At 34.9% G+C, this 19,713-nt stretch carries 30 protein-coding genes and 1 tRNA gene; 8 read left to right on the plus strand and 23 right to left on the minus strand.

Translation table 11 applies throughout. From position 1 onward, the window contains the following. Positions 1-13: 13 nt before the first annotated feature. From ID741_RS00005 to ID741_RS00080, 16 genes are all read right to left on the minus strand, one after another. Complete coding sequence (locus ID741_RS00005; RefSeq protein ID WP_438718655.1) at positions 14-1,012, minus strand: tyrosine-type recombinase/integrase; 999 nt, start codon at positions 1,010-1,012, stop codon at positions 14-16. 43 nt (positions 1,013-1,055) lie between these two features. After that, positions 1,056-1,253 carry a hypothetical protein gene (locus ID741_RS00010; RefSeq protein WP_218326106.1) on the minus strand — a complete coding sequence of 66 codons (198 nt, stop codon included), beginning with the start codon at positions 1,251-1,253 and terminating at the stop codon, positions 1,056-1,058. A 14-nt stretch (positions 1,254-1,267) separates the two neighbouring features. Further along, complete coding sequence (gene ssb, locus ID741_RS00015; RefSeq protein WP_438718656.1) at positions 1,268-1,768, minus strand: single-stranded DNA-binding protein; 501 nt, start codon at positions 1,766-1,768, stop codon at positions 1,268-1,270. Beyond that, the gene (locus ID741_RS00020; protein WP_438718657.1) at positions 1,758-1,994 is read right to left on the minus strand and encodes a hypothetical protein; all 237 of its coding nucleotides are present in this window, start codon (positions 1,992-1,994) and stop codon (positions 1,758-1,760) included. The genes ssb and ID741_RS00020 overlap by 11 nt, the downstream gene beginning before the upstream one ends. Before the next feature lie 23 nt (positions 1,995-2,017). Beyond that, positions 2,018-2,263, minus strand: coding sequence for a hypothetical protein (locus tag ID741_RS00025; protein ID WP_438718658.1), 246 nt, complete (start codon positions 2,261-2,263; stop codon positions 2,018-2,020). Further along, positions 2,250-2,777 (minus strand): Holliday junction resolvase RecU, encoded by a 528-nt coding sequence (locus ID741_RS00030; RefSeq protein WP_438718659.1) that lies wholly within the window; start codon positions 2,775-2,777, stop codon positions 2,250-2,252. Before ID741_RS00030 ends, ID741_RS00025 begins: the two co-directional genes overlap by 14 nt. Continuing rightward, positions 2,716-3,084, minus strand: coding sequence for a hypothetical protein (locus tag ID741_RS00035; protein ID WP_438718660.1), 369 nt, complete (start codon positions 3,082-3,084; stop codon positions 2,716-2,718). The genes ID741_RS00030 and ID741_RS00035 overlap by 62 nt, the downstream gene beginning before the upstream one ends. Positions 3,085-3,089: 5 nt before the next feature. Next, entirely contained in the window at positions 3,090-3,872 is a 783-nt protein-coding gene (locus ID741_RS00040; RefSeq protein WP_438718661.1) for a rolling circle replication-associated protein, read from the minus strand. Between the two features lie 185 nt (positions 3,873-4,057). Continuing rightward, positions 4,058-4,804, minus strand: a complete 747-nt coding sequence (locus ID741_RS00045) for a hypothetical protein (RefSeq protein WP_438718662.1) — start codon at positions 4,802-4,804, stop codon at positions 4,058-4,060. 12 nt (positions 4,805-4,816) lie between these two features. Then, positions 4,817-5,239 carry a hypothetical protein gene (locus tag ID741_RS00050; RefSeq protein ID WP_438718663.1) on the minus strand — a complete coding sequence of 141 codons (423 nt, stop codon included), beginning with the start codon at positions 5,237-5,239 and terminating at the stop codon, positions 4,817-4,819. 18 nt (positions 5,240-5,257) lie between these two features. Further along, positions 5,258-5,500, minus strand: a complete 243-nt coding sequence (locus ID741_RS00055) for a hypothetical protein (protein ID WP_438718664.1) — start codon at positions 5,498-5,500, stop codon at positions 5,258-5,260. 15 nt (positions 5,501-5,515) lie between these two features. Next, a complete protein-coding gene (locus ID741_RS00060; protein WP_438718665.1) occupies positions 5,516-5,713 on the minus strand; it encodes a hypothetical protein in 198 nt (65 codons plus the stop codon). Positions 5,714-5,752: 39 nt separating this feature from the next. Further along, positions 5,753-5,971 (minus strand): Thoeris anti-defense Tad2 family protein, encoded by a 219-nt coding sequence (locus ID741_RS00065; protein ID WP_438718666.1) that lies wholly within the window; start codon positions 5,969-5,971, stop codon positions 5,753-5,755. A gap of 32 nt (positions 5,972-6,003) precedes the next feature. Continuing rightward, the gene (locus tag ID741_RS00070) at positions 6,004-6,198 is read right to left on the minus strand and encodes a hypothetical protein (protein WP_438718667.1); all 195 of its coding nucleotides are present in this window, start codon (positions 6,196-6,198) and stop codon (positions 6,004-6,006) included. 142 nt (positions 6,199-6,340) lie between these two features. Continuing rightward, a complete protein-coding gene (locus ID741_RS00075) occupies positions 6,341-6,583 on the minus strand; it encodes a helix-turn-helix domain-containing protein (RefSeq protein WP_438718668.1) in 243 nt (80 codons plus the stop codon). Between the two features lie 12 nt (positions 6,584-6,595). Next, a complete protein-coding gene (locus ID741_RS00080; RefSeq protein ID WP_438718669.1) occupies positions 6,596-6,778 on the minus strand; it encodes a hypothetical protein in 183 nt (60 codons plus the stop codon). Between the two features lie 295 nt (positions 6,779-7,073). Between ID741_RS00080 and ID741_RS00085 the strand changes: the two genes are divergently transcribed. From ID741_RS00085 to ID741_RS00100, 4 genes are all read left to right on the plus strand, one after another. Beyond that, positions 7,074-7,457 carry a helix-turn-helix domain-containing protein gene (locus tag ID741_RS00085; protein WP_438718670.1) on the plus strand — a complete coding sequence of 128 codons (384 nt, stop codon included), beginning with the start codon at positions 7,074-7,076 and terminating at the stop codon, positions 7,455-7,457. Between the two features lie 14 nt (positions 7,458-7,471). Next, on the plus strand, positions 7,472-8,356 hold the full coding sequence (locus ID741_RS00090) for an ImmA/IrrE family metallo-endopeptidase (RefSeq protein ID WP_438718671.1): 885 nt from the start codon (positions 7,472-7,474) through the stop codon (positions 8,354-8,356). Positions 8,357-8,622: 266 nt separating this feature from the next. After that, entirely contained in the window at positions 8,623-9,132 is a 510-nt protein-coding gene (locus ID741_RS00095; RefSeq protein ID WP_438718672.1) for a hypothetical protein, read from the plus strand. Positions 9,133-9,232: 100 nt separating this feature from the next. Further along, positions 9,233-10,399: a tyrosine-type recombinase/integrase gene (locus tag ID741_RS00100; RefSeq protein WP_438718673.1), complete on the plus strand. Its 1,167-nt coding sequence runs from the start codon at positions 9,233-9,235 to the stop codon at positions 10,397-10,399. A 130-nt stretch (positions 10,400-10,529) separates the two neighbouring features. Here ID741_RS00100 and ID741_RS00105 read toward each other — a convergent pair. Further along, a tRNA-Thr gene (locus ID741_RS00105) sits at positions 10,530-10,602 on the minus strand. A 146-nt stretch (positions 10,603-10,748) separates the two neighbouring features. Between ID741_RS00105 and ID741_RS00110 the strand changes: the two genes are divergently transcribed. Further along, on the plus strand, positions 10,749-10,967 hold the full coding sequence (locus tag ID741_RS00110; RefSeq protein WP_218324815.1) for a hypothetical protein: 219 nt from the start codon (positions 10,749-10,751) through the stop codon (positions 10,965-10,967). Between the two features lie 48 nt (positions 10,968-11,015). Here ID741_RS00110 and upp read toward each other — a convergent pair whose 3' ends face one another. From upp to ID741_RS00140, 6 genes are all read right to left on the minus strand, one after another. Then, positions 11,016-11,645 (minus strand): uracil phosphoribosyltransferase, encoded by a 630-nt coding sequence (gene upp / locus ID741_RS00115; RefSeq protein ID WP_218324502.1) that lies wholly within the window; start codon positions 11,643-11,645, stop codon positions 11,016-11,018. A gap of 69 nt (positions 11,646-11,714) precedes the next feature. Then, positions 11,715-12,947: a serine hydroxymethyltransferase gene (gene glyA, locus ID741_RS00120; protein ID WP_438718674.1), complete on the minus strand. Its 1,233-nt coding sequence runs from the start codon at positions 12,945-12,947 to the stop codon at positions 11,715-11,717. 76 nt (positions 12,948-13,023) lie between these two features. Further along, positions 13,024-14,034 (minus strand): L-threonylcarbamoyladenylate synthase, encoded by a 1,011-nt coding sequence (locus tag ID741_RS00125; protein WP_438718675.1) that lies wholly within the window; start codon positions 14,032-14,034, stop codon positions 13,024-13,026. Positions 14,035-14,227: 193 nt separating this feature from the next. Then, the gene (gene prmC / locus ID741_RS00130) at positions 14,228-15,058 is read right to left on the minus strand and encodes a peptide chain release factor N(5)-glutamine methyltransferase (RefSeq protein WP_438718676.1); all 831 of its coding nucleotides are present in this window, start codon (positions 15,056-15,058) and stop codon (positions 14,228-14,230) included. Further along, positions 15,051-16,124, minus strand: coding sequence for a peptide chain release factor 1 (gene prfA / locus ID741_RS00135; protein ID WP_438718677.1), 1,074 nt, complete (start codon positions 16,122-16,124; stop codon positions 15,051-15,053). Before prfA ends, prmC begins: the two co-directional genes overlap by 8 nt. A 3-nt stretch (positions 16,125-16,127) precedes the next feature. After that, positions 16,128-16,709, minus strand: a complete 582-nt coding sequence (locus tag ID741_RS00140) for a thymidine kinase (protein ID WP_438718678.1) — start codon at positions 16,707-16,709, stop codon at positions 16,128-16,130. 261 nt (positions 16,710-16,970) lie between these two features. On the opposite strand from ID741_RS00140, the gene ID741_RS00145 reads away from it, so the two are divergent. From ID741_RS00145 to ID741_RS00155, 3 genes are all read left to right on the plus strand, one after another. Beyond that, the gene (locus tag ID741_RS00145) at positions 16,971-18,503 is read left to right on the plus strand and encodes a YfcC family protein (protein WP_218324496.1); all 1,533 of its coding nucleotides are present in this window, start codon (positions 16,971-16,973) and stop codon (positions 18,501-18,503) included. Between the two features lie 98 nt (positions 18,504-18,601). Next, on the plus strand, positions 18,602-19,336 hold the full coding sequence (locus tag ID741_RS00150; RefSeq protein WP_438718679.1) for a DUF2087 domain-containing protein: 735 nt from the start codon (positions 18,602-18,604) through the stop codon (positions 19,334-19,336). Between the two features lie 12 nt (positions 19,337-19,348). After that, complete coding sequence (locus ID741_RS00155; RefSeq protein WP_438718680.1) at positions 19,349-19,708, plus strand: GIY-YIG nuclease family protein; 360 nt, start codon at positions 19,349-19,351, stop codon at positions 19,706-19,708. Positions 19,709-19,713 lie beyond the last annotated feature (5 nt).

The raw sequence follows: 19,713 nt of genomic DNA on the forward strand, positions 1-19,713 counted from the left end.
GCTTATAGGGTCATTAACCCAAATACTTGTCATGAATTTCTTTAAAATTTACGCCTGTCAAATCAAGATATTGTAAAGTTGTGTTCATGGAACTGTGGCCAAGAAATATCCGTACATCGTTAATGTCCATTCCGTGCTTTAATGCCAATGTTGCGGCTGTCCTCCTGAACTTGTGCGGATGAGCATGCCTCACATTCGCCCTTTCAGCAATAACAGAAATCATTTTTTGAATGCTAGATACATCCATTGGCGTTCCTTGTTCACGCCCTTGAATAATCGGCCCGCTATTATGCCCCGATTTATTTAGATAATTATCAATGGCAACTTTAGCTTTTGCATTAACGAATGCAATTCTTTCTTTGTTGCCTTTTCCGATGACTGGAATCGTCCCACGGTCCCGGTCATAGTTTTCTAAGGTGAATGACACTAACTCGCTTACTCTACAACCTGTAGAAAGTAACAGCTCAATTACTGCCTTTTCCTTTAAGCTAGTAGCCGCATTTCTCATAAGTTCAATCTCAATCGGCGTAAAAGCTTTTTTGATTCTTTTTTCTACTTTTATTTCCTCAACCCTTAACCCAGGGTCTTTCGACAGATATTCTTCTTTGTACAACCAAGTAAAAAATCTACAAATGCACCCACGTTCTCGGCTCAAAGTGGCACTAGAGATATGATCGATCATATTTCGATTCGCGATGAACATCCGAATATCATTTGTTGTAATATCCGCAAATGGCCTTCTTACAGTCCTCATGAATCTATCAATTGTGGACTTGTACAGATTCAAAGTCCCTAGAGACAGCCCTTGCAATTTTTTACTGACGAAGTATTGCTTGTATGCTGCTATATCACTTGTTTCATCGTAAATAATTAAGTCATTTTTTGACTCTTCAATTTGGTACTTGTTCAAGTTTAATGTCAAAACTATTTTTAGTTTTCTTAACTGATCCACTTCTAGCTCTGAATCCATTCCCCTAACTACAGAATCTATGAATCTTTCAGTCGGTTCCATGATGGTCCCTCCTATTTGCTTTTGTTTGTTCGTTTTTAGTTAGCTAGTCTAATGGTTCAAACAAAATTGCATAGTCATCAATGTCCAGGAGTTCTGCTATTTCTTGCGCTCTTTTTAAGGAAACATTCAATTTGTGAGACGTTGCAAGACCACTGTTTCCTCCAACAAGCTCATACCAAGGTATTTTTTTATTTTTTCGATGCCAGTCTACATTTTCCCAAAAAACATCTAAAATATTCATCCATGTCTCACCTCCTAAAATGGTAAATCATCATCCGAAATATCAATTTTTTCACTACCAAATGGATTATCTTCTCGATCAAAATTGGGCATATTGTCCTCAGCTGGCTGCTGGTTATTTTGCTCTTTATTATATTTACTTGTAGAACCGTCACTGGCATCCATATGAGGATTGTTTTGACGTTGGTCATTCGCTGACCGAGTCTCTAACATCTGAAAGCTATCTATAATTACTTCAGTCACATATACTTTTTGTCCTTGCTGATTCTCGTAATTTCTCGTTTGGATCCGTCCAGTAATTCCGACCAATGAACCTTTTTTAGCAAAGTTCGCAAAGTTTTCTGCAGCTTTCCGCCAAATCACACAATTAATAAAATCTGCATCACGATTACCACTTTGGTTTGTAAAATTACGATTCACTGCTAAAGTAAATGTCGCTACTGCTTGTCCACTACTTGTGTATCTTAGATCAGGTTCTTTCGTGAGACGACCAATCAATACAACATTATTTATCATCTGCTATTACCCTCAAGCCTTTCTGAGTTAAATGTAGGGTTCGAGATGATTGCTTAATAAAATCTAGATAACCTTTGTCTTTCAATCGATGAAGATGTCCAAACATAGTAGAAGTTGAAGCTATTTCCATTTTTTCCATCACTTCCCTTGTTGTCGGCTGATAACCATATAAGCAAGAAAAGTCATTTATAGATGTCAAAATTTTTATGTGTCGTTCTATTAACATATAATCCTCCTTTTTCTTTCATATTAGGCTTTGCAATCATCTAACATCTTTTTCTGATTAATTTCCTCATACTGTTTATTCCCTAGTAACTTGATATATCGCCCAGATTCTGTAATGATAACGTCAATTTTATTACCGTCTGGATCAAACACTACTGACTGCAATTGTTTCTTATTCTTAACGTTGGGAACCAATTTGAATATGCACCAGCCAACTAAAGAACAAAAATTTCTGAATTCTAATTCCAGTTCTTTTCTAGTAAGTTTCATAGGTAATTGCCTCATTTTGATAATTCAAGAAATCTATGAATCCAGGTGTTTTAACTGCAAACTCTTTTGCTTCAGACTCAGTCATATATAAACGCCCATATCTTTTCTTCATATCACACCAAATTTTCCAAGGTATAAATGCATACACATTCTTAATCCGAATACACACACCAGTTAATGCACCGTTAATATAGTGATAATTCAATTTCTTCTTTTGTTCTTTAGAAATCACACTTTGTTTGATGTGATCGTTCGTTGTTGCTTTAGCTTCAAAAACAATTGATCTTCCTCCCTGTAATGTGCCGGAAAAGTCTGGTTGAGCTAATCCAGTAAATCTGCCTGAGAAAGAACCATCCCTATTTGCCTTTACCACACGGAAGTGTTCTGGAATGCGGTTGATCTCTGCCAACTGCTTTTGCCGGTAATGCTGACAACCAGCAAGAATTAATTCTTCAAATTGCTTTCCTATTTGATTGTTTACGTTGCTTTGAAAGCTTCTTGAGTATTTTTCCACTCCTAGCCCCTCCCATTATTTTTAAAAATGTGCTATAGCTGGTTTTAGAATCAAAACTTGCGTAATCTTCAATTTTTTTACTTTCTGCAATCTCAGTCCATTTAAACTCACTATGGATATGTTGCATCTCATTGATGTCTTTAAACATTAGAACCATCTGGTTATTAGTGATGGTCCAATTTTCCTTGTCCATCTTGAATGCACCTAGAAAGGAAAAATTTAGTCTGATAAGTAAGTAGTATTCTTTTATTTCCTGAATCTTGTCTTCTTTGTCTAAACAAGCTACTAGATAATATTTTGTTTTCATAAATCTCACCTCTTAATCATTTGTAAATAGATATGCCAACCTTTTCTATCGTTATAAACAGGTTCAATACTTGTTATATGGTATTTGGCATACTCTTTTTCAAAGTACTCGAATCCATAGTCATTGGATAAGCTGAATTTTTCAACTTTTCTCCTGGAGTATTTATTATTATTAACCTGCTTTACAGGCTTTTCTAGATTCCTTGAACCAGACCAAGTTTTTACTCCTTTTTTCCAACGAGGTTTCTTTTTTAGATAGTTCACTAAAGCTTGAATCCCGTCAGAGTCCGGTTGAATGATTTTTGTATTTCTCCTGCCTAATGATTCCTTCTTCTTTCCCCTACCAACAGACCAACACTCCTCTACTACATCCCTGCTAATACCACTACTCATTAAAAAATGAAAATGAATCCGTTCAATAGAATTCCCATCTTCATCTTCCTGATATTCCATTACAAACAAGTACTTTAATTCTTTACCAGCTTTTTTAAATTGATATCTTACTTTCCGAATAAAGGTATCCTTAAAAATCTTCTTTGCTTCTTCTGGATTACTTGGTAAATACTTTTTTGAAAAAGTATAAGTGCCATAATAGTCTCCTTTTTTAAAATTACCCTTTGCTAGTAATCCAAAATATCGCCTACTTCTTTTATCATTATTATTAGCTTGTGCTGGTCGAGGTAATATTTCTTTTCTTTTTTTAGTTTTCTTTCTGCTAGTGTTGGATAAAGGAATGATGTCTACTTCTTGATAGTCACCTATTGACAATCTCTTCTCTTGAATAAACATAGATGCCACTCCTGATATTTCTTCTGCTCTTGTGTTAGTACCTATTACAAGGACGATAAAACACTGATGTTCAGTGTTTTTTTGAAAAAAATATCCAGAAATGCTATACTGTAGGTATATATATTTTCATTTCTGGAAAATTATTTAATTTTTCGTTTAACTGCATGCTAGTACATGCAGTTTTTTTATGCGATTACAGTAATGATTTCTTTTTCTACTAAATCCTTCAAGTTACTTTCCAAATATTTTTTTATAGACTCTTTTGCTGTGCTCTTCCATAAGCCACCATCAGCCTCAAACAACGCACAATCTCCACGATCGTTAATTCTGAAAATGAAACTACTCTCTGGTTGATCCACTTCTAAAAATGTTCTATACGGTTTTAAAACAGCTGGACTAGGAACCACACCATCACCCACAGTACTAGCTCCTGTTTTAACGGTCGCCATCTGAGAAATCCCATCATCTCTCAAATCTGAGCTACCTTCTAATCTGATAGCACTAGCAAATGCTAAAATGGCTTCTGCATCATCTGTTCGGTCAAAAAGAGCCATCATATTAATTTTGAAACGTTCTTGATCAAGGAAACTTTTGTATGGGAATACATCAAGTTCAGCATTTGCTGCAATGAGACTTTCACGTCTTCGCTCTTCATCTAATTTTCCTAATACCGAAACCTTTGTGGGTGATTCCACATGAATAATTAATGAATCTGGTTTTTCCGCATCCTGATCAAACATGGATTGTAAGTACTGAATCAACCCTGTTAACGAGTTTACTTCTAATGTCCCTGCATACTTCTTCGGAAACAACTCTTTCAAACTGGCTTTACTTGTGTCATAAAAAGTTTTTCCTTCTTCTTTAAAAATGACTTCTTGTTTTTCCCGAAGTTCAACGGCATAAGCTAAAGCTTCACTAATATTTTCTGACATACTTTTTCCCTCCTAGTTATTTCTTCTTTTTTTAAAATCTATTACTTCATTTTTTTCTTGTTCTTCTATTTCATCTACGGATTCGCCAACATCTGTTTTAATTTTTAAATCATCTGGGTCCATAAATAGCTGACCTCTTGCACCAGAGACAAGCTCACTGGCTTCAATGAATCCGGAACCACTATTTCTTCCAAAAAGTATTTTGGTTGAAGTTTCATCACGAGGAACAAGTTTGCTTTTACTGCTGATATTTAGAACAACTAACTCACGATCTTTGTCTGGTATAACATCAACAGTTAATGTTACTGTCCTTTTCTTTGTTGCTTCAGTATTTTTATCCAAAATATTTTCGAACACTTTTTCCATTTCGTATTCAAATTTTTCTTGTGCTGCACATTCATTAATTTCAGATAGATTTAAACTGATATTTTTCATCATTCCACCTCCCTTCATTTATGCTTTGATAGTTAATACCAGATAAAAATGATCTTTGATTGATTTTTTTAAATCCTCCAACTGCTTATCTGAAGAAATAAAGTAGAATTTGACTACTTGATTTTCATCATTTGAAAATGAATAGTTCTCAATCTCTGCATTTGTATCAAAATTGTTCCAGAGAATGTTTTTAATCTTAGAAATTACTGATTTTACATAATTTTTTTCTACATTTATTTCAAGTTCCTGTTTCTTAAACATCTGATCTACTCCTTTTTATGTACATATATTTTGTTCATGATAGTATTTACGTTTAACTTCATAAGAAATTTCTGTGTAAATTAATTGATGGCCAAATGCCAAAATAGAAGAAACTATTTTTAGCCAAGTGGGAACGTTGCCGGTCAATAGTGCTCCAATAACTAACATGAACAATAAAAGACCAATTCTTCTAAACATAAATATTCTTTTCACTGATTTATCCTCCTTTTCATTTGCACTCCCCACTAGAGATCAATTAGTAATCCAATCATCAGCTTGCAAATCTTCTGCAGTAGGCTGCCAACCTTGAATAAGATTCTGTTCTACAGGCTTTCTAGTATCCATAAGAATCATACATGCAGATGTATTGGTAGGAATTACCCATAACATTCTTTCCTCTTCTATCCATGATTTCTTTGTGATTGCATTCCCTTTTGGTAACGCAACATCTATAGCTTCTTTTATATTCACTACTTCAACCCTTTCTAATGACTTATTGAAACCTAATTTCCATCTAAACCAAAAGGATCTTCTTTCATCTTTTCGATTGATTCTTGCAGCATATCAACATTAGAAATAAGAGTTTGTTTCAATTCTTTATTAGTCTTAGTTTCTTCTGCCAAAGTACTAAGGCTATTTGCTATACTTTCTAGTGAATCAATTGCTCGGTGTATTAACTCTGCTGGTATTTGATTCATGAAATTCCTCCTTGTGATAGCTGAAGATATTTATTGGTTCTAATTGATCATTTTTGAGTTTCATAGATATGCACTCCCGAATATGGAAATTATCGAGAGAATTAGACTAATTATTATTAATACAAATTTGAACTTGTCTTCTTTATTCATCTTGATAGGTCTTCTTTCTTGCAACCAATTCAAACAATGCGATGGAATTAAATTTCCATTCACTAGCAATCTTTACTCCAGGAATCTTTCCAGCTTTTACTTCCTTGAACAATGTTGGTAAAGTAATTTCTAGATAATCCGCTGCTTGTTTCGAATTCCATGTTTCATTTGGAATAGCTTTTTCTGATATCAATACTTTCAATTCATCTAGTGAAACTAACGCAAGGTTTTGCATTGATAATCCCTCCTATCTTATTTTGTATTTAGAAACAATATTCGTAATCTGTTTCCAATGGTCATCTGGGTTATTCAAAATTTTTCTTAAATACTGCTCAGTAATATTCATCGCACTTGCAACATCTGGAATGCTCCAACCATTGTCTTTGAAATGATTTAGAATTTTTTGCTTTGTTTCTTGTGCATCAGCCATCTGTAATACTCCTCTCATATAGAATGTAAACGAGAACGGCAACTATTTTCTAAACTATATTGACATGGATAGATAGATAATCTATACTTAGGGCATAGTTAAACAAGACATAAAAATACTGTTAAATAGCTTTCTTGGCGGTCAGCTTTCAATATGCAGTTTTATTTTATGTTGTCTTTTTTGTTGGCGACTCGTTTACAAAAACTAGTATAGATTATAAATGTATATTAGTCAAACTATTTTACATTATTTATCTAAACTATTTTTGTAAGCATTCAGAAAGGTTGATTTATCAATGAATACTTACGAAAGAATAAAAGAATTAGCAAAATTAAAAAAACTATCCATTCGACAATTAGAAATTAATTTCGGTTATTCAAATGGATATATAGGTAGTTGGAAAAAACAAACACCTAGTTCAAAAGAACTGGCTCGGTTAGCTGATTATTTCGATGTTTCTGTAGACTATCTACTTGGCAGAACAGATAATCCCTCACCAATAAAATCAGAATTAAATCAAGATGATAAAGACCCTTTAGAAGAAGAATTACTTATTGCTTTTCGTTCTCAAAGTAATGATATGACTTCTGAAGAAAAAGAAAAATTTAATGAGTCTCTGAAAGGTATGATGAAAATAGCTCGAGGATTACTGGATGATGATTCTAATTGGAAAGAATAAAATGGTGTTTTCCTATGGCAAAATTTGAATATCGACAAATTAACTTAGAACAATATAATGATTATTCTTTCAAAGCTAATCTACTATTACAAGAAATTAGTTCCTACTACAAATTATCTATAGAAGATATACATTACAAGATGATCATACGTTTTTTTCAAGAAAATTATAATCTACATTTTTGTTTTTATGATGTTAATCCTTTAGAGCGTTATGGAGATAATGAATGGACGAAAACAAGACCCACAAAAAATTTTATAAAATATAAAACTATTATTAAAGGAGCAAATTTCTGTTTCTTAGATTCTGATATTGTTGACAGAATATCCGGTTTTACCATCCCAGAGAAAAATAGAACTTTAATCATGATCAACCAAAGTTGTGTTAAATCGCGAATAATATTTACAATTTTACACGAGTTATGCCATTTTTATTTTCACATAAGAAATGGATTAAAAAAGGAAATTTTTGTTTCTCTGACAAATGATAAAATCAAAGGATTGTATTCTGATGAAATGTTACCTTATGAAGACGAAGCAAACAATATTGGGTCAATGTTATTTTGCTCAGAAAAATCCCTTGAAGAAATGATACTGCATAAAGCTAATTTTAAAGAAATGTGTCATCAAACTGGAATGAGTGAGCCAGCAATGCACAATAGACTTTTAAATTATTTTCAACATCGATTTAAACTTAATCACTCCATAGCCTTAAATTATGTTATTAAATTCAGAAATCAAAATGTGAATATTATCAATATTATTTGTCGAGAGGTTTCATTAATTCAAAGAAATAGAGCTGATAACGATAAAAAAAAAGTGCTCTCTGAAATACAAGCGGATTACATTGATGATTCTCAGGAAAGGTTTTTCTTCTTTTTCTTCGATGAAAATGCTTGAATAATTAGCACTCTAAACATAGGGATTAGTCATATGACCGAGATATGAAAAAAATGCGACAGTGTTAATATTGTTTGATATCGCCTCTTTTCCCCACCCTCGTTAATTGAAATATAGGTGCAATTGCTATAATAAAAACTAAGATCGACATAGATTTTAAATTATTTAACAAATAAATAGCCCACGCTGCAACGTGGACCAACAACCCTATTGCTAGGATATTGCTTACAAATATTATATCAGAAATGGAGAAATGGGGGTATAAAATGAAAAAAGTTTGGATAGTTTGTTTGGTCTTTCTAGGTTTTGTCACAATTGGAATAATTGCGGTTAATGTTTATAGCAACATGGTTATTAAAGCTGCGGAAGAACAATATGATTTAGACGAAGATGATGATGAGTACGAAGGACTTGGAGAGGTTGTAACAAAATCTACCAACGCTCCACAAACTACCTCATCCACTCAAAAAGATGAAACGGATAAAAATTCGGAAACACAGATCCACTCTGCATCGACTGAGCAAAAGAATACTTTAATTTCGTTCACTCAACTTGATGCTGAAGATAGAAATTTTAATCTCACTTATGAGGGGGAAGATTTGTGGAATGTTACTCTCAATTATATTGATGGAAAGAATACATGGATTGTTACTACTCAGGACAAAAATTACGGACGTGTAAAGTCCATTTATGATTGGGATGGAAGTCAGGATTCAGGAGCAACGCTTTCGTATCTTTTGATTGATGGAAAAGAGCTTGTAAATAATCTTAATTAAAAAACACATCCCGCCCGACCAAGAACGTGGATGTGATCTGAAAAAAAGCATACGCTTATTTAGCTATGCCTATTTTATCAAATTGAAAGGATTGATACAAATGGCAATTGAAAAAGGTTCCGTTGACAAATTACCTAGTGGCTCATTTAGAATGCGTGTCACAGTTGGCTACAATGAAAAAGGTAATCCTGTTCGACTTAGTAAAGTATCAACCGCTACTACCCTGAGAAAAGCATATAGTGAATTAGATGAATGGATCGAATACCTTGAAGAACATGGATATGAAGATGTCTCCTCCATTACGTTTAAAAACTTTTACGAAGGCATGTGGAAGAAAGAAGCTCGGACCATTTTAGAACCACGTACAGTCAGAGAATACTCTGATATTATAGAAAAAAGATTTATTCCGACATTCAGTAATAAAAAAATAATAGAAATTAGACCCTATCAAATAAAAGATGTAGTATTAGCCGCCCAACCAATAAATGAAAGTAAGAAAGAATTATCTAGAAAGACAAAAAAGCGCTTTTTAAACGCTATTAGTAGTGTTTTCTCAGTTGCTAAAGATCAATATAGAATAATAAGCCACAATCCAGTTTCAGATGTTAAACTACCTAAAGAATCAATGAAAAATACTCTTATTCCAGAACCTTATTCCATTGATGAAGTTAAGCTAATGCTGCAAGCTCTCGATGAACATGCATCTGATAAAACAAAAGTTCTTGTTTTGACAGCCTTTCTTACTGGTGCTCGCGAAGGTGAAATAGCAGCCTTAGAAGAAAAAGATATTGATTTTAATAAAAATACAATCTTTTTCCACCAACGTATTGTTTTAAACGAAGAAAAAAAGTACGAGAGACGTGATGGATTGAAGGCATCGCAGTCCAAATTAATTCCAGTTCCTGATCACTATCTACAGGTTTTAAAAGAATATATATCTATAAATCAGGAAGCTAGGAAAAAACTAAAGATTAATCCTAAAAACAAATATGTTTTTGGAAGTCCGGAAGGTCAATTTGAATTACCAACCTCATTGTATCGAAACTGGTATAGATTTGTGAAACGAGCTGGCCTCCGTAAAATTCGTTTTCACGACCTTAGACACACTTCCGCCTCTTTCTTGCTGGCTGATCCTGAAATCCCTATTAAGACCGTTCAGGAGCTTCTAGGGCATAAAGACTATCGTACTACAATGAACATATATGGGCACGCTTTGGAAGAAACAAAAAGAGCTGCGAGCGACCGTTTTTCAACACTTCTTGAATAATTGTGAATCGTTATTTTATTTTTTTTATTTAAAATCTCTGCCCACGCCTCTGCCCACGAAGCAGATTTTCAAATAAAAAAGACTGATATAAAAAGGCTATAAACCTTAATATATCAGTCTTTATAACTAGTGCCAGCTGCAGGAATCGAACCTGTGACCTACGCGTTACGAGTGCGTTGCTCTACCGACTGAGCTAAGCTGGCAAACTACAAAAAAATTATAGGAAACTTTTCAAAAAAAGTAAAGGCAAAACTTCGAAAAAGTCCCATAGATGAAAAAATGGCTAAAAAATGTTATAATATAATGTGAACACTAAAGGAGGCGAGTTTTTTTGGCAACATTTGGTAAAATGGACACGCAGATCGACCCTTCCGAATTAGGAAAAACTTTTCCTATTACTACGCAAGTTACTTTTACTGTTCATGGCAAGAAACAAACTGGTAAGGTAACGAAACAACTACGTAACGCAGCAATTGTTGAGATCGATGAAACAACAGCAAATACAAATTTGATAAATGAATCAAATGGTGTCGCTGTAATTAACTACAAACAGCTAGAAAAAATTTAAAGCTGATAAGATAAAAGACCGATTCTTTAAAAAGAATCGGTCTTTTTCTTATTTAGTACCGAATAAACGGTCGCCTGCATCACCTAAACCAGGTACAATGTATCCTTGTTCATTTAAATGATCATCTAATGCTGCAGTATAAATATCAACATCTGGATGAGCATCTTGTAATACTTTTACGCCTTCTGGAGCAGCAACTAAACAAACGAATTTGATGTTAGAAGCGCCACGTTTTTTTAATGAATCAATTGCCATGATCGCAGATCCACCAGTCGCTAACATTGGATCGACTACGAATAATTGACGAGAATCAATATCTTCTGGCATTTTAAAGAAATATTCGTGTGGTTTTAAAGTTTCTTCATCACGGAACATTCCCACATGACCTACTTTGGCAGCTGGAATTAATTCTAAAATACCATCAACCATTCCTAAACCTGCACGCAAGATTGGCACAATTGCCACTTTTTTCCCCGATAAAGTTTTTTGAGTGGACATAGTGATTGGTGTTTCGATCTCTACATCTTCTAAAGGCATATCGCGAGAAACTTCATAAGCCATTAACATGGCAATTTCGTCTACAACCTCACGGAAAACTTTTGTACCACAGTTTTTATCGCGAATAATTGTTAATTTGTGTTGAATTAAAGGATGATCGATTACTTGAAACTTACCCATTTTTAATTGCTCCTTTTGTGCTCATTTTGTCTTATTATAAGCTATCTTTTTCCATAAGAAAAGTTTTTCTTACAAAGGATTTTTCTGAGTGAGTCTCAACACTTCAGCTTTAACTTTATCTAATTGTTGGCTGTCGCCTTTTGATTTTAGTGTAGCGATAATTGCTTGTGCCACAGCTTTTGTATCTTCTTCATCAAAACCACGAGAAGTAATCGCCGCTGTACCGACACGAATGCCACTGGTTTCTCTTGAGCTTTTTGTTTCAAACGGAATTGAATTTTTGTTTACAGTAATATTCACTGAATCCAGCATTTCTTCAGCTTCACGTCCACTAATCTCAAAACCAGCTAAATCTAATAAAAGTAAATGATTGTCACTGCCGCCTGAGACAACTCGCATTTCTGGCGTATCATTGAAAACAGTTTCCATCGCTTTAATATTATTTAAAACTTGTTGGCTGTATTCTTTAAAATCAGGCATTAAAGCTTCTTTAAATGCGACAGCTTTAGCAGCAATTACGTGCTCCAATGGGCCACCTTGCGTTCCTGGGAAAACAGCACTATTGATTTTTTTCGCTAACTCAGGATTATTAGTTAAAATTAATCCACCACGAGGTCCTCGCAAAGTTTTATGAGTCGTAGAAGTAACAATATCAGCATATGGCACTGGATTTGGATGTAATCCAGTCGCAACCAATCCAGCAATATGGGCCATATCTACCATTAATTTTGCATCCACTTCATCAGCAATTTCTTTAAACTTAGCAAAATCAATTGTTCTAGAATAAGCACTTGCTCCTGCGACAATTAATTTTGGTTTGTGTTCAAGCGCTAATTGGCGCACAACATCGTAATCAATAGTTTCAGATTCTGGATCAACACCATAGCCTACAAAGTGATAGGTTTTCCCGCTAAAGTTTACAGGAGAACCGTGAGTTAAGTGACCGCCCGCTGATAAATCCATTCCTAAAACTAAGTCACCAGCTTCAATCAGTGACAAATAAGCTGCTTGATTGGCTTGAGAACCAGAATGAGCTTGAACATTCGCAAATTTTGCATCAAATAATTCCTTGGCACGATCAATTGCTAAATTTTCTACAATATCAATAAATTCACAACCACCATAATAGCGACGACCAGGGTAACCTTCTGCGTATTTATTCGTTAAAACGGTCCCTTGCGCTGCACGAACAGCCGTTGAAACAATATTTTCTGATGCGATCAATTCTAAATTGTTCTGTTGGCGCTCCTCCTCTAAGGAAACTGCTCGCCATAAATCTGGGTCTAATTCTTTGTAATTCATCAACACTCCACCCCTTAACTGTTTAGTAGTTTTAAGTATACGAGATTTGTAACCTTTTATCGAATATTATGCCAAATTATTTTTTGAAGTATTTTTGTCCTGCCGCTTTTTTTAATCGATTCATATAAGCCAAACCTAGATCTGTCTCAGAAAAAACATTAGCAAAAATAATGTCAACATCTTCTCTCTGATCCAGTGCTCGTAACCCACTAAACAAACCATGAGTAGCTGCTTCAATCGAATCGTTCTCAAAAATAAAATGATTCAATCCAGTAAATTTATCACTTATCGCTGGACCTGCTAAAATACCCACTCGTAAATTCTCACTTTTTGCCCAATCAATAGCGGCTGACCAATCAGAATTTTCCACCATATAAACCGGTGTGTCCGGCGAGTAATGTTTATATTTCATCCCCGGTGCTTTTGGCGTTTCAGTTTCTTTCACCAAATGAGCGTCCAAAGGAACCTCAATTCCTAAAACATCTTCCAAAATTTCCTTAGTGACTGCTCCCGGTCGTAAAATAGTCGGTACGTCACCACTTAAATCTAATACGGTTGATTCAACACCAATTTGTGTCGCACCGTCATCTAGAATCCCTGCTATTTTTCCATTTAAATCGTGATAGACATGTTCAGCTGTCGTTGGACTCGGCTTGCCAGAGGTATTGGCACTAGGTCCGACTAAAGGAAATCCCGCTTCTTTTATTAATTTTAACGTTATTTTATTGTCTGGCATTCGAAATGCTGCTGTGGATAAACCACCTGTAACAACAGGATTTAATGCACCTTTTTTTAATTCAAAAATTAATGTCAACGGTCCTGGCCAGAATTCTTTTATGATCTGTTGAGTTAAAGGATGATACTTTTCCACAAATTGTTTCGTCATTTCAAAGTCCGATACGTGCACAATTAAAGGATTGTCAGCGGGACGTCCTTTGACCGCAAAAACTTGCTTGACAGCTGCTGGTAAAAGCGCGTCAGCACCCAATCCATAGACAGTTTCCGTGGGAAAAGCGACTACCTCGCCGCTTTTTAATAAATCAATCACCTGCGGCAAATCTGCCGCTTTAAATATTTTTGTTTCCACAGTTTATCCACAACTCCTATTATCTTGATTTCCCAATTTTCCAAACACTTATTTTAAGTTACCCACGACTTGTGGATAAATCTTTTGTCAAGTGTGCATAACCTTGTTGATAACTTTTAATTCGTTTTCAAGACTGATACCATCAGTTTTTTTATAAATTATGAAGGAAAAATAAAATTTTTATCCCCAGATTTTATTCAACGACAATCATCCGATCCAAACCAAACAAATCTTTTTTCAGATTGACTTCTTTAGCTGGAAAAGCTTGTTGAAAGATTTCTTTAACAGAGTCTGCCTGTTGGAAGCCAATTTCTAAATAAATTTTTCCTTGAGGATTTAATAATTTTGGTGCTTCTTCAGCAATTTTCTGATAGATTGCCAATCCTTGATTATCGGCAAATAATGCTTGTTTCGGTTCAAACTTACGGACACTGACATCCATTAATTCCCATTCATCAGCTGAAATATATGGCGGATTACTAATAATGATATCTTGTTTTTCCGTCAATTTTGCTAGAACATCACTTTTTTTAAAATGAACTTCTGCAGACAAATTTTCAGCATTCATTTTTGCCACTTCCAGTGCTGCTGTTGAAATATCTAATGCTGTGACTTGCCAAGAAGGTCGTGCTAATTTCAAACTAATGGCAATCACCCCTGTGCCTGTCCCGATATCGGTCACTTTTAAATCTTTTTTAGGATTGTCAGCTAGACATAAAGCAACTAATTCTTCTGTTTCAGGTCGCGGAATTAAAGTGTCTTTAGTCACTTTAAAAGTTTGACCATAAAATTCTTCATAACCTAATAGGTATTGGGGTGGAATGTCTTTCATTAGCTCAGCTAAATCAGCTTCAATGATTGCTTCATCAACCGGTGAGATTGACTTGCGCATATTTAATAACCAAGTGGTTTTATCCCAATTTTTGCGTGCTAAAAATAAATATTCTATTGCATGGCCTTCTTTTCCATGACGCTCTAAAAAAGAAGAAGCCCTGGTCAGGACTTCTAAATAGCTGTTAGACATTTTGTAATTCTTCCAATTTCTTCGTTTGATCGTAAAGAATCAAGGCATCAACTACTTCATCTAATTTACCAGCTAAAATTTGATCTAGTTTTTGGATTGTCAAACCAATCCGATGATCAGTTACTCGATTTTGTGGGTAATTATATGTTCTAATTCTTTCAGAACGATCACCAGTACCGACTGCTGATTTTCTTGATGCATCGTATTCGCTTTGAGCTTCTGATGAAATTTTATCGTACACTCGGGCACGTAAAATCTTCATAGCTTTTTCGCGGTTTTTTATTTGTGAACGTTCATCTTGCATTGCTACTACCACTCCAGTTGGAATATGTGTTAAACGAACAGCCGATGCAGTCTTGTTGACGTGCTGCCCGCCGGCGCCTGAAGCATGATAGATATCTGTTCGAATATCTTTATCAGCAATATCAATTTCAACTTCTTCCGCCTCTGGCATGACTACCACTGTCGATGTTGAAGTATGAATCCGACCTTGCGATTCAGTCGATGGTACCCGTTGCACTCTGTGGGCACCACTTTCATATTTTAATTTTGAGTAGACATTGTCACCAGTAATCATCATGATAACTTCTTTATAACCGCCGATGCCTGTTACATTCGCTTCTAAAACTTCAGTGCGCCAGCCTTGGCCTTCAGCATATTTTTGGTACATATTAAATAAGTCACCAGCAAATAAAGCTGCTTCATCACCACCAGCTGCACCACGAATTTCCATAATAATATTTTTATCATCATTAGGATCTTTAGGTAGCAACAAAATTTTGATTTCGTCTTCTAATACTTCTTTTTCTTTTTTTAAATCCGCTAGTTCTTCTTTTGCCATTTCAGCTAGTTCAGCATCTAAGTTTTCACCTAGTAATTCTTCGGCTTCACTGATTCCTTCAACGACCTTTTTGTATCGACGATAAGTTTCAACGATCTCACGAGTATTTGCTTCTTCTTTTGACAATTGCATAAAACGATTTGTATCAGAGATTACCGCTGGATCACTTAATAATTCTCCGAGTTCTTCATATCGATCTTCAATTGCTTGCATTTGATCGTACATGGATTATGTTTCCTCCTTAATTTCTGGGTGTAAATAGTGGTTACGACAAACTGGGTAATAAGCTTCATTTCCGCCAATTTGCACTTGGTCTCCTTCATAAACGGGTTTGCCATCAATATAATGCAAGTTCATGATTGCCTTTTTGTGACAGAACCAACAAATGGTTTTTAATTCTTCTAATTTATCTGCATATAATAAAAGATATTTTGAGCCTTCAAATAGTTCATTTCTAAAATCATTTTTTAAACCAAAGGCCATCACTGGTATGCCCAACTGATCAACAATTTTAGCAAATTCTAAGACATGATGTTTCAGTAGAAACTGTGCTTCATCAATTAAAATACAATAAGGCTTGTAGTCTAACTGCCTAATTTCCTCAAAAACATTGGTCTCTGCAAAAATTGGTTGCGCCTCACGACTTAAGCCGATACGACTAGCAATTCTGCCAACACCATCTCTTGTATCTAAACCACTTGTCATTAAGACAACGGGTTTGTTTTGTTCTTCATAATTGTGAGCAACTTTTAAAATCTCAATAGTCTTTCCACTATTCATTGCGCCGTATTTAAAAAAAAGCTGTGCCATTAGTATCACCTTTCCAAATAGTTCCTAAAATATCATAGCAGAAAAAGACTGATATTTACAGATTTTTCTATTGCTTCACTACCATTCACTGTATTTTGTAACGATTAAATAAAATACAAGCTGTTATCTCTCTTCTTAAATTAAAATTAAATAATATAAAAATGATAATCTTTTCAATTATTTTTGATCAAAGAAATGCGTTGTATAATAAATTAAGGGCATTTTAAAAAAGTCCTTAAAATATAAAAGGAGTTGTTAAAAATGGAAGAAGTCCCACAAAAGAAAAAGCGTTCATTTCCCAGTGCCTATACGGTAATTATCATCGTATTAATTATGGTACAAGCCCTCACCTTTTTTATCCCTTCAGGTAAATACAGTACTTTAATGTACGATGGTGAAAGCGATGAATTTGTTATTACTGCACCTTCTGGGAAGGAAGCCACAGAACCTGCAACGCAAGCAACTTTAAATGATTATGACATCAAGATGGACGTGGAAAAATTTAGGGATGGGACGATCTACCGTCCAGCAGCGATTCCTGGATCTTATGAAGAGATTGAGAAGCCTGCACGGGGAGTTACAGGAACAATCTATCAATTTCTATCTGCCCAAGTCCAAGGGATTGCCGACAGTATTGATATTATTATATTTATTTTAATTCTAGGTGGTGTCATCGGTATCGTTAATGCTACAGGTGCGATGAATGCCGGTATGATGCGTTTATCAGACAAACTAAAGAATAAACAAAAATGGTTAATTGTCATCGTTTTAACTTTAATTGCTTTAGGCGGTACTACTTTTGGTTTGGCAGAAGAAACGATTGCCTTTTATCCCATTTTGATTCCGATTTTCCTATTAGCTGGTTATGACACACTCACCGCGGTCGCCACGATTTATCTGGGAACAGCTATTGGAACCATGGCATCGACTGTCAACCCCTTCTCAACAGTTATCGCTTCAAATGCTGCTGGGATAAACTTCACCGAAGGAATGGGTTTACGGGTTGCAATGTGGATAGCTGCTGTTGGTTTATCCATTGTTTATACAATTCGTTATGCCGAAAAAGTTCGTTTAAATCCCGAAAAATCATTGGTGGCAGATACTGCTGGTGAAGATCGGGCGCATTTTTTAGGCGATTTAGATTTAGAAGAACGTTCCCTTTTCAGTGGTCGTCAAAAACTTACGTTAATTACTTTTGTAATGGGCTTCGTGGTGATGATCTGGGGCGTGCAGCAATTAGGTTGGTATTTCACTGAAATTGCAGTAGTCTTCTTGGGCGTCACTTATATCTTGGCTTTTGTTGCTGGCTTAGGTGAAAAGAAATTCATCAACAGCTTTGTGGCCGGTGCAGCTGATTTATTAGGCGTTGCCTTAACTGTCGGGATTGCTCGTTCCGTCGGTATCGTAATGGAAAACAGCTTTGTCAGTGACACAATCATGAACTTCTTTAGCAATAAAATTAGTGGCATGAATAGCGTATTATTTATTTGTGTCTTATTCTTTGTTTATATTATTTTAGGTTTCTTTATCCAATCATCTTCTGGCTTAGCGGTACTTTCAATGCCGATTATGGCACCGTTAGCTGATGTGGTTGGGATTGATCGAGCAATGATAATTGATGCCTACAACTGGGGCCAAGGAATCATTGCTTTGGTGGCGCCGACCGGTTTGATTTTGGTTTCATTAGCCATGGTCAATGTCGGCTTTGATAAGTGGATGAAATTTGTCACGAAACTTTTGGCAATGACTGTTGTACTTATCTTAGTCTTCTTAATTATTGGTGTGTTGATTTAATAAAAGTTAATGTTAGACGAAGATTGATAAATAATCTTCGTCTTTTTTGTTGACAATTTTAATAAACAAATTATAATTATGTTTGACAGGGGTGTATTATGGATATTACTAATTTATCTTTAGAAGCAATCAAACAAGGTTGGCATCAAGATGATAATAAGTATCATTGCAATTATTGCGATGCCGTTTTTGCTAAAGAGGAAATATTTCAAATCGGCAAAAAATTCTTCTCAGCTGAACAAGCAGTCATTCAACATTTGATTAAAAATCATGCAGGTAAAACGAATCCTTTAATTCATCTGGACAGTAAATACAATACTTTGACAGATAAGCAAAAAGATTTATTAACGGCTTTTGCTAGCGGAAAAAAAGATGCTGAAATTGCCGAACTTTTTAAAGTCAGCCCATCAACCATTCGACATCAAAAATTTACCTTCCGTCAAAAAGCGAAACAAGCCAAACTATACTTAGCAACCTTTGAAAATGTCTTTCAAAAGGACGATTATTTACCAATTCCACTAAAAGCTACTGATGTAGATGATCGCTTTGCAATTACTGAAGAGGAATATACAGCCTTAATAAAAAAATACTTTGATTTTTCAAAAGGCGTTCAATTAAAACAACTACCTAAAGGTCAAAAGAAAATCATCGCCATCTTAAATCGAGTGATTGAGGAAATTCCAACAGAAACCATGCTGACAGAAAAGGAATTGAACCAATACTTGACTGAGATCTATTTTGATTATGTGACCTTAAGACGCTATTTGATTGACTACGGTTTTTTAAGTCGTACAACCGATGGAAAAAAATATTGGCGGGAAAGTAACAAATAAAGGAGATTTAAGATGGATTCAGCGAGAAAAAAAGCATTATTGCAAGAATACAAACAGCAAAAAACATATTACGGCGTCATTCAAATAAAAAATAAATTAAATGGAAAAATCTTTATCAAAGTCGTTCCTAATACAAAAAATCGTTGGCATTTTTATCAATTAAATTTAAATAATAATTTTTATCATGGCACACCACTACAAGAAGACTGGAATCAATTGGGAGCAGAAAATTTCAGTTTTGAAGTTCTTTGGGAAAAAGACACTGATAAAGTCACTAATATGAAGCAAGAATTAAAAAAACTGCAAAAAGAATGGCTGGAAAAGCTACAACCTTTTGCTGATAAAGGTTACAATAAACCAGTAAATGATTAAACGCA

It is taken from the genome of Enterococcus sp. AZ103 (assembly GCF_051714685.1).
Taxonomy (GTDB): domain Bacteria; phylum Bacillota; class Bacilli; order Lactobacillales; family Enterococcaceae; genus Enterococcus_A; species Enterococcus_A alishanensis.

What these genes read in the sequence shown, in the direction of transcription:
- ID741_RS00005 (WP_438718655.1), bottom strand. Translation starts at nt 1,012, where the DNA reads ATGGAACCGACTGAAAGATTCATAGATTCTGTAGTTAGGGGAATGGAT.
- ID741_RS00150 (WP_438718679.1), top strand. Translation starts at nt 18,602, where the DNA reads ATGGATATTACTAATTTATCTTTAGAAGCAATCAAACAAGGTTGGCAT.
- ID741_RS00155 (WP_438718680.1), top strand. Translation starts at nt 19,349, where the DNA reads ATGGATTCAGCGAGAAAAAAAGCATTATTGCAAGAATACAAACAGCAA.
- ID741_RS00035 (WP_438718660.1), bottom strand. Translation starts at nt 3,084, where the DNA reads ATGAAAACAAAATATTATCTAGTAGCTTGTTTAGACAAAGAAGACAAG.
- ID741_RS00090 (WP_438718671.1), top strand. Translation starts at nt 7,472, where the DNA reads ATGGCAAAATTTGAATATCGACAAATTAACTTAGAACAATATAATGAT.
- ID741_RS00045 (WP_438718662.1), bottom strand. Translation starts at nt 4,804, where the DNA reads ATGTCAGAAAATATTAGTGAAGCTTTAGCTTATGCCGTTGAACTTCGG.
- ID741_RS00010 (WP_218326106.1), bottom strand. Translation starts at nt 1,253, where the DNA reads ATGAATATTTTAGATGTTTTTTGGGAAAATGTAGACTGGCATCGAAAA.
- ID741_RS00070 (WP_438718667.1), bottom strand. Translation starts at nt 6,198, where the DNA reads ATGAATCAAATACCAGCAGAGTTAATACACCGAGCAATTGATTCACTA.
- ID741_RS00020 (WP_438718657.1), bottom strand. Translation starts at nt 1,994, where the DNA reads ATGTTAATAGAACGACACATAAAAATTTTGACATCTATAAATGACTTT.
- ID741_RS00040 (WP_438718661.1), bottom strand. Translation starts at nt 3,872, where the DNA reads ATGTTTATTCAAGAGAAGAGATTGTCAATAGGTGACTATCAAGAAGTA.
- ID741_RS00085 (WP_438718670.1), top strand. Translation starts at nt 7,074, where the DNA reads ATGAATACTTACGAAAGAATAAAAGAATTAGCAAAATTAAAAAAACTA.
- ID741_RS00080 (WP_438718669.1), bottom strand. Translation starts at nt 6,778, where the DNA reads ATGGCTGATGCACAAGAAACAAAGCAAAAAATTCTAAATCATTTCAAA.
- ID741_RS00055 (WP_438718664.1), bottom strand. Translation starts at nt 5,500, where the DNA reads ATGTTTAAGAAACAGGAACTTGAAATAAATGTAGAAAAAAATTATGTA.
- ID741_RS00100 (WP_438718673.1), top strand. Translation starts at nt 9,233, where the DNA reads ATGGCAATTGAAAAAGGTTCCGTTGACAAATTACCTAGTGGCTCATTT.
- ID741_RS00110 (WP_218324815.1), top strand. Translation starts at nt 10,749, where the DNA reads ATGGACACGCAGATCGACCCTTCCGAATTAGGAAAAACTTTTCCTATT.
- prmC (WP_438718676.1), bottom strand. Translation starts at nt 15,058, where the DNA reads ATGTCTAACAGCTATTTAGAAGTCCTGACCAGGGCTTCTTCTTTTTTA.
- ID741_RS00145 (WP_218324496.1), top strand. Translation starts at nt 16,971, where the DNA reads ATGGAAGAAGTCCCACAAAAGAAAAAGCGTTCATTTCCCAGTGCCTAT.
- ssb (WP_438718656.1), bottom strand. Translation starts at nt 1,768, where the DNA reads ATGATAAATAATGTTGTATTGATTGGTCGTCTCACGAAAGAACCTGAT.
- prfA (WP_438718677.1), bottom strand. Translation starts at nt 16,124, where the DNA reads ATGTACGATCAAATGCAAGCAATTGAAGATCGATATGAAGAACTCGGA.
- ID741_RS00075 (WP_438718668.1), bottom strand. Translation starts at nt 6,583, where the DNA reads ATGCAAAACCTTGCGTTAGTTTCACTAGATGAATTGAAAGTATTGATA.
- ID741_RS00025 (WP_438718658.1), bottom strand. Translation starts at nt 2,263, where the DNA reads ATGAAACTTACTAGAAAAGAACTGGAATTAGAATTCAGAAATTTTTGT.
- ID741_RS00050 (WP_438718663.1), bottom strand. Translation starts at nt 5,239, where the DNA reads ATGAAAAATATCAGTTTAAATCTATCTGAAATTAATGAATGTGCAGCA.
- ID741_RS00095 (WP_438718672.1), top strand. Translation starts at nt 8,623, where the DNA reads ATGAAAAAAGTTTGGATAGTTTGTTTGGTCTTTCTAGGTTTTGTCACA.
- glyA (WP_438718674.1), bottom strand. Translation starts at nt 12,947, where the DNA reads ATGAATTACAAAGAATTAGACCCAGATTTATGGCGAGCAGTTTCCTTA.
- upp (WP_218324502.1), bottom strand. Translation starts at nt 11,645, where the DNA reads ATGGGTAAGTTTCAAGTAATCGATCATCCTTTAATTCAACACAAATTA.
- ID741_RS00140 (WP_438718678.1), bottom strand. Translation starts at nt 16,709, where the DNA reads ATGGCACAGCTTTTTTTTAAATACGGCGCAATGAATAGTGGAAAGACT.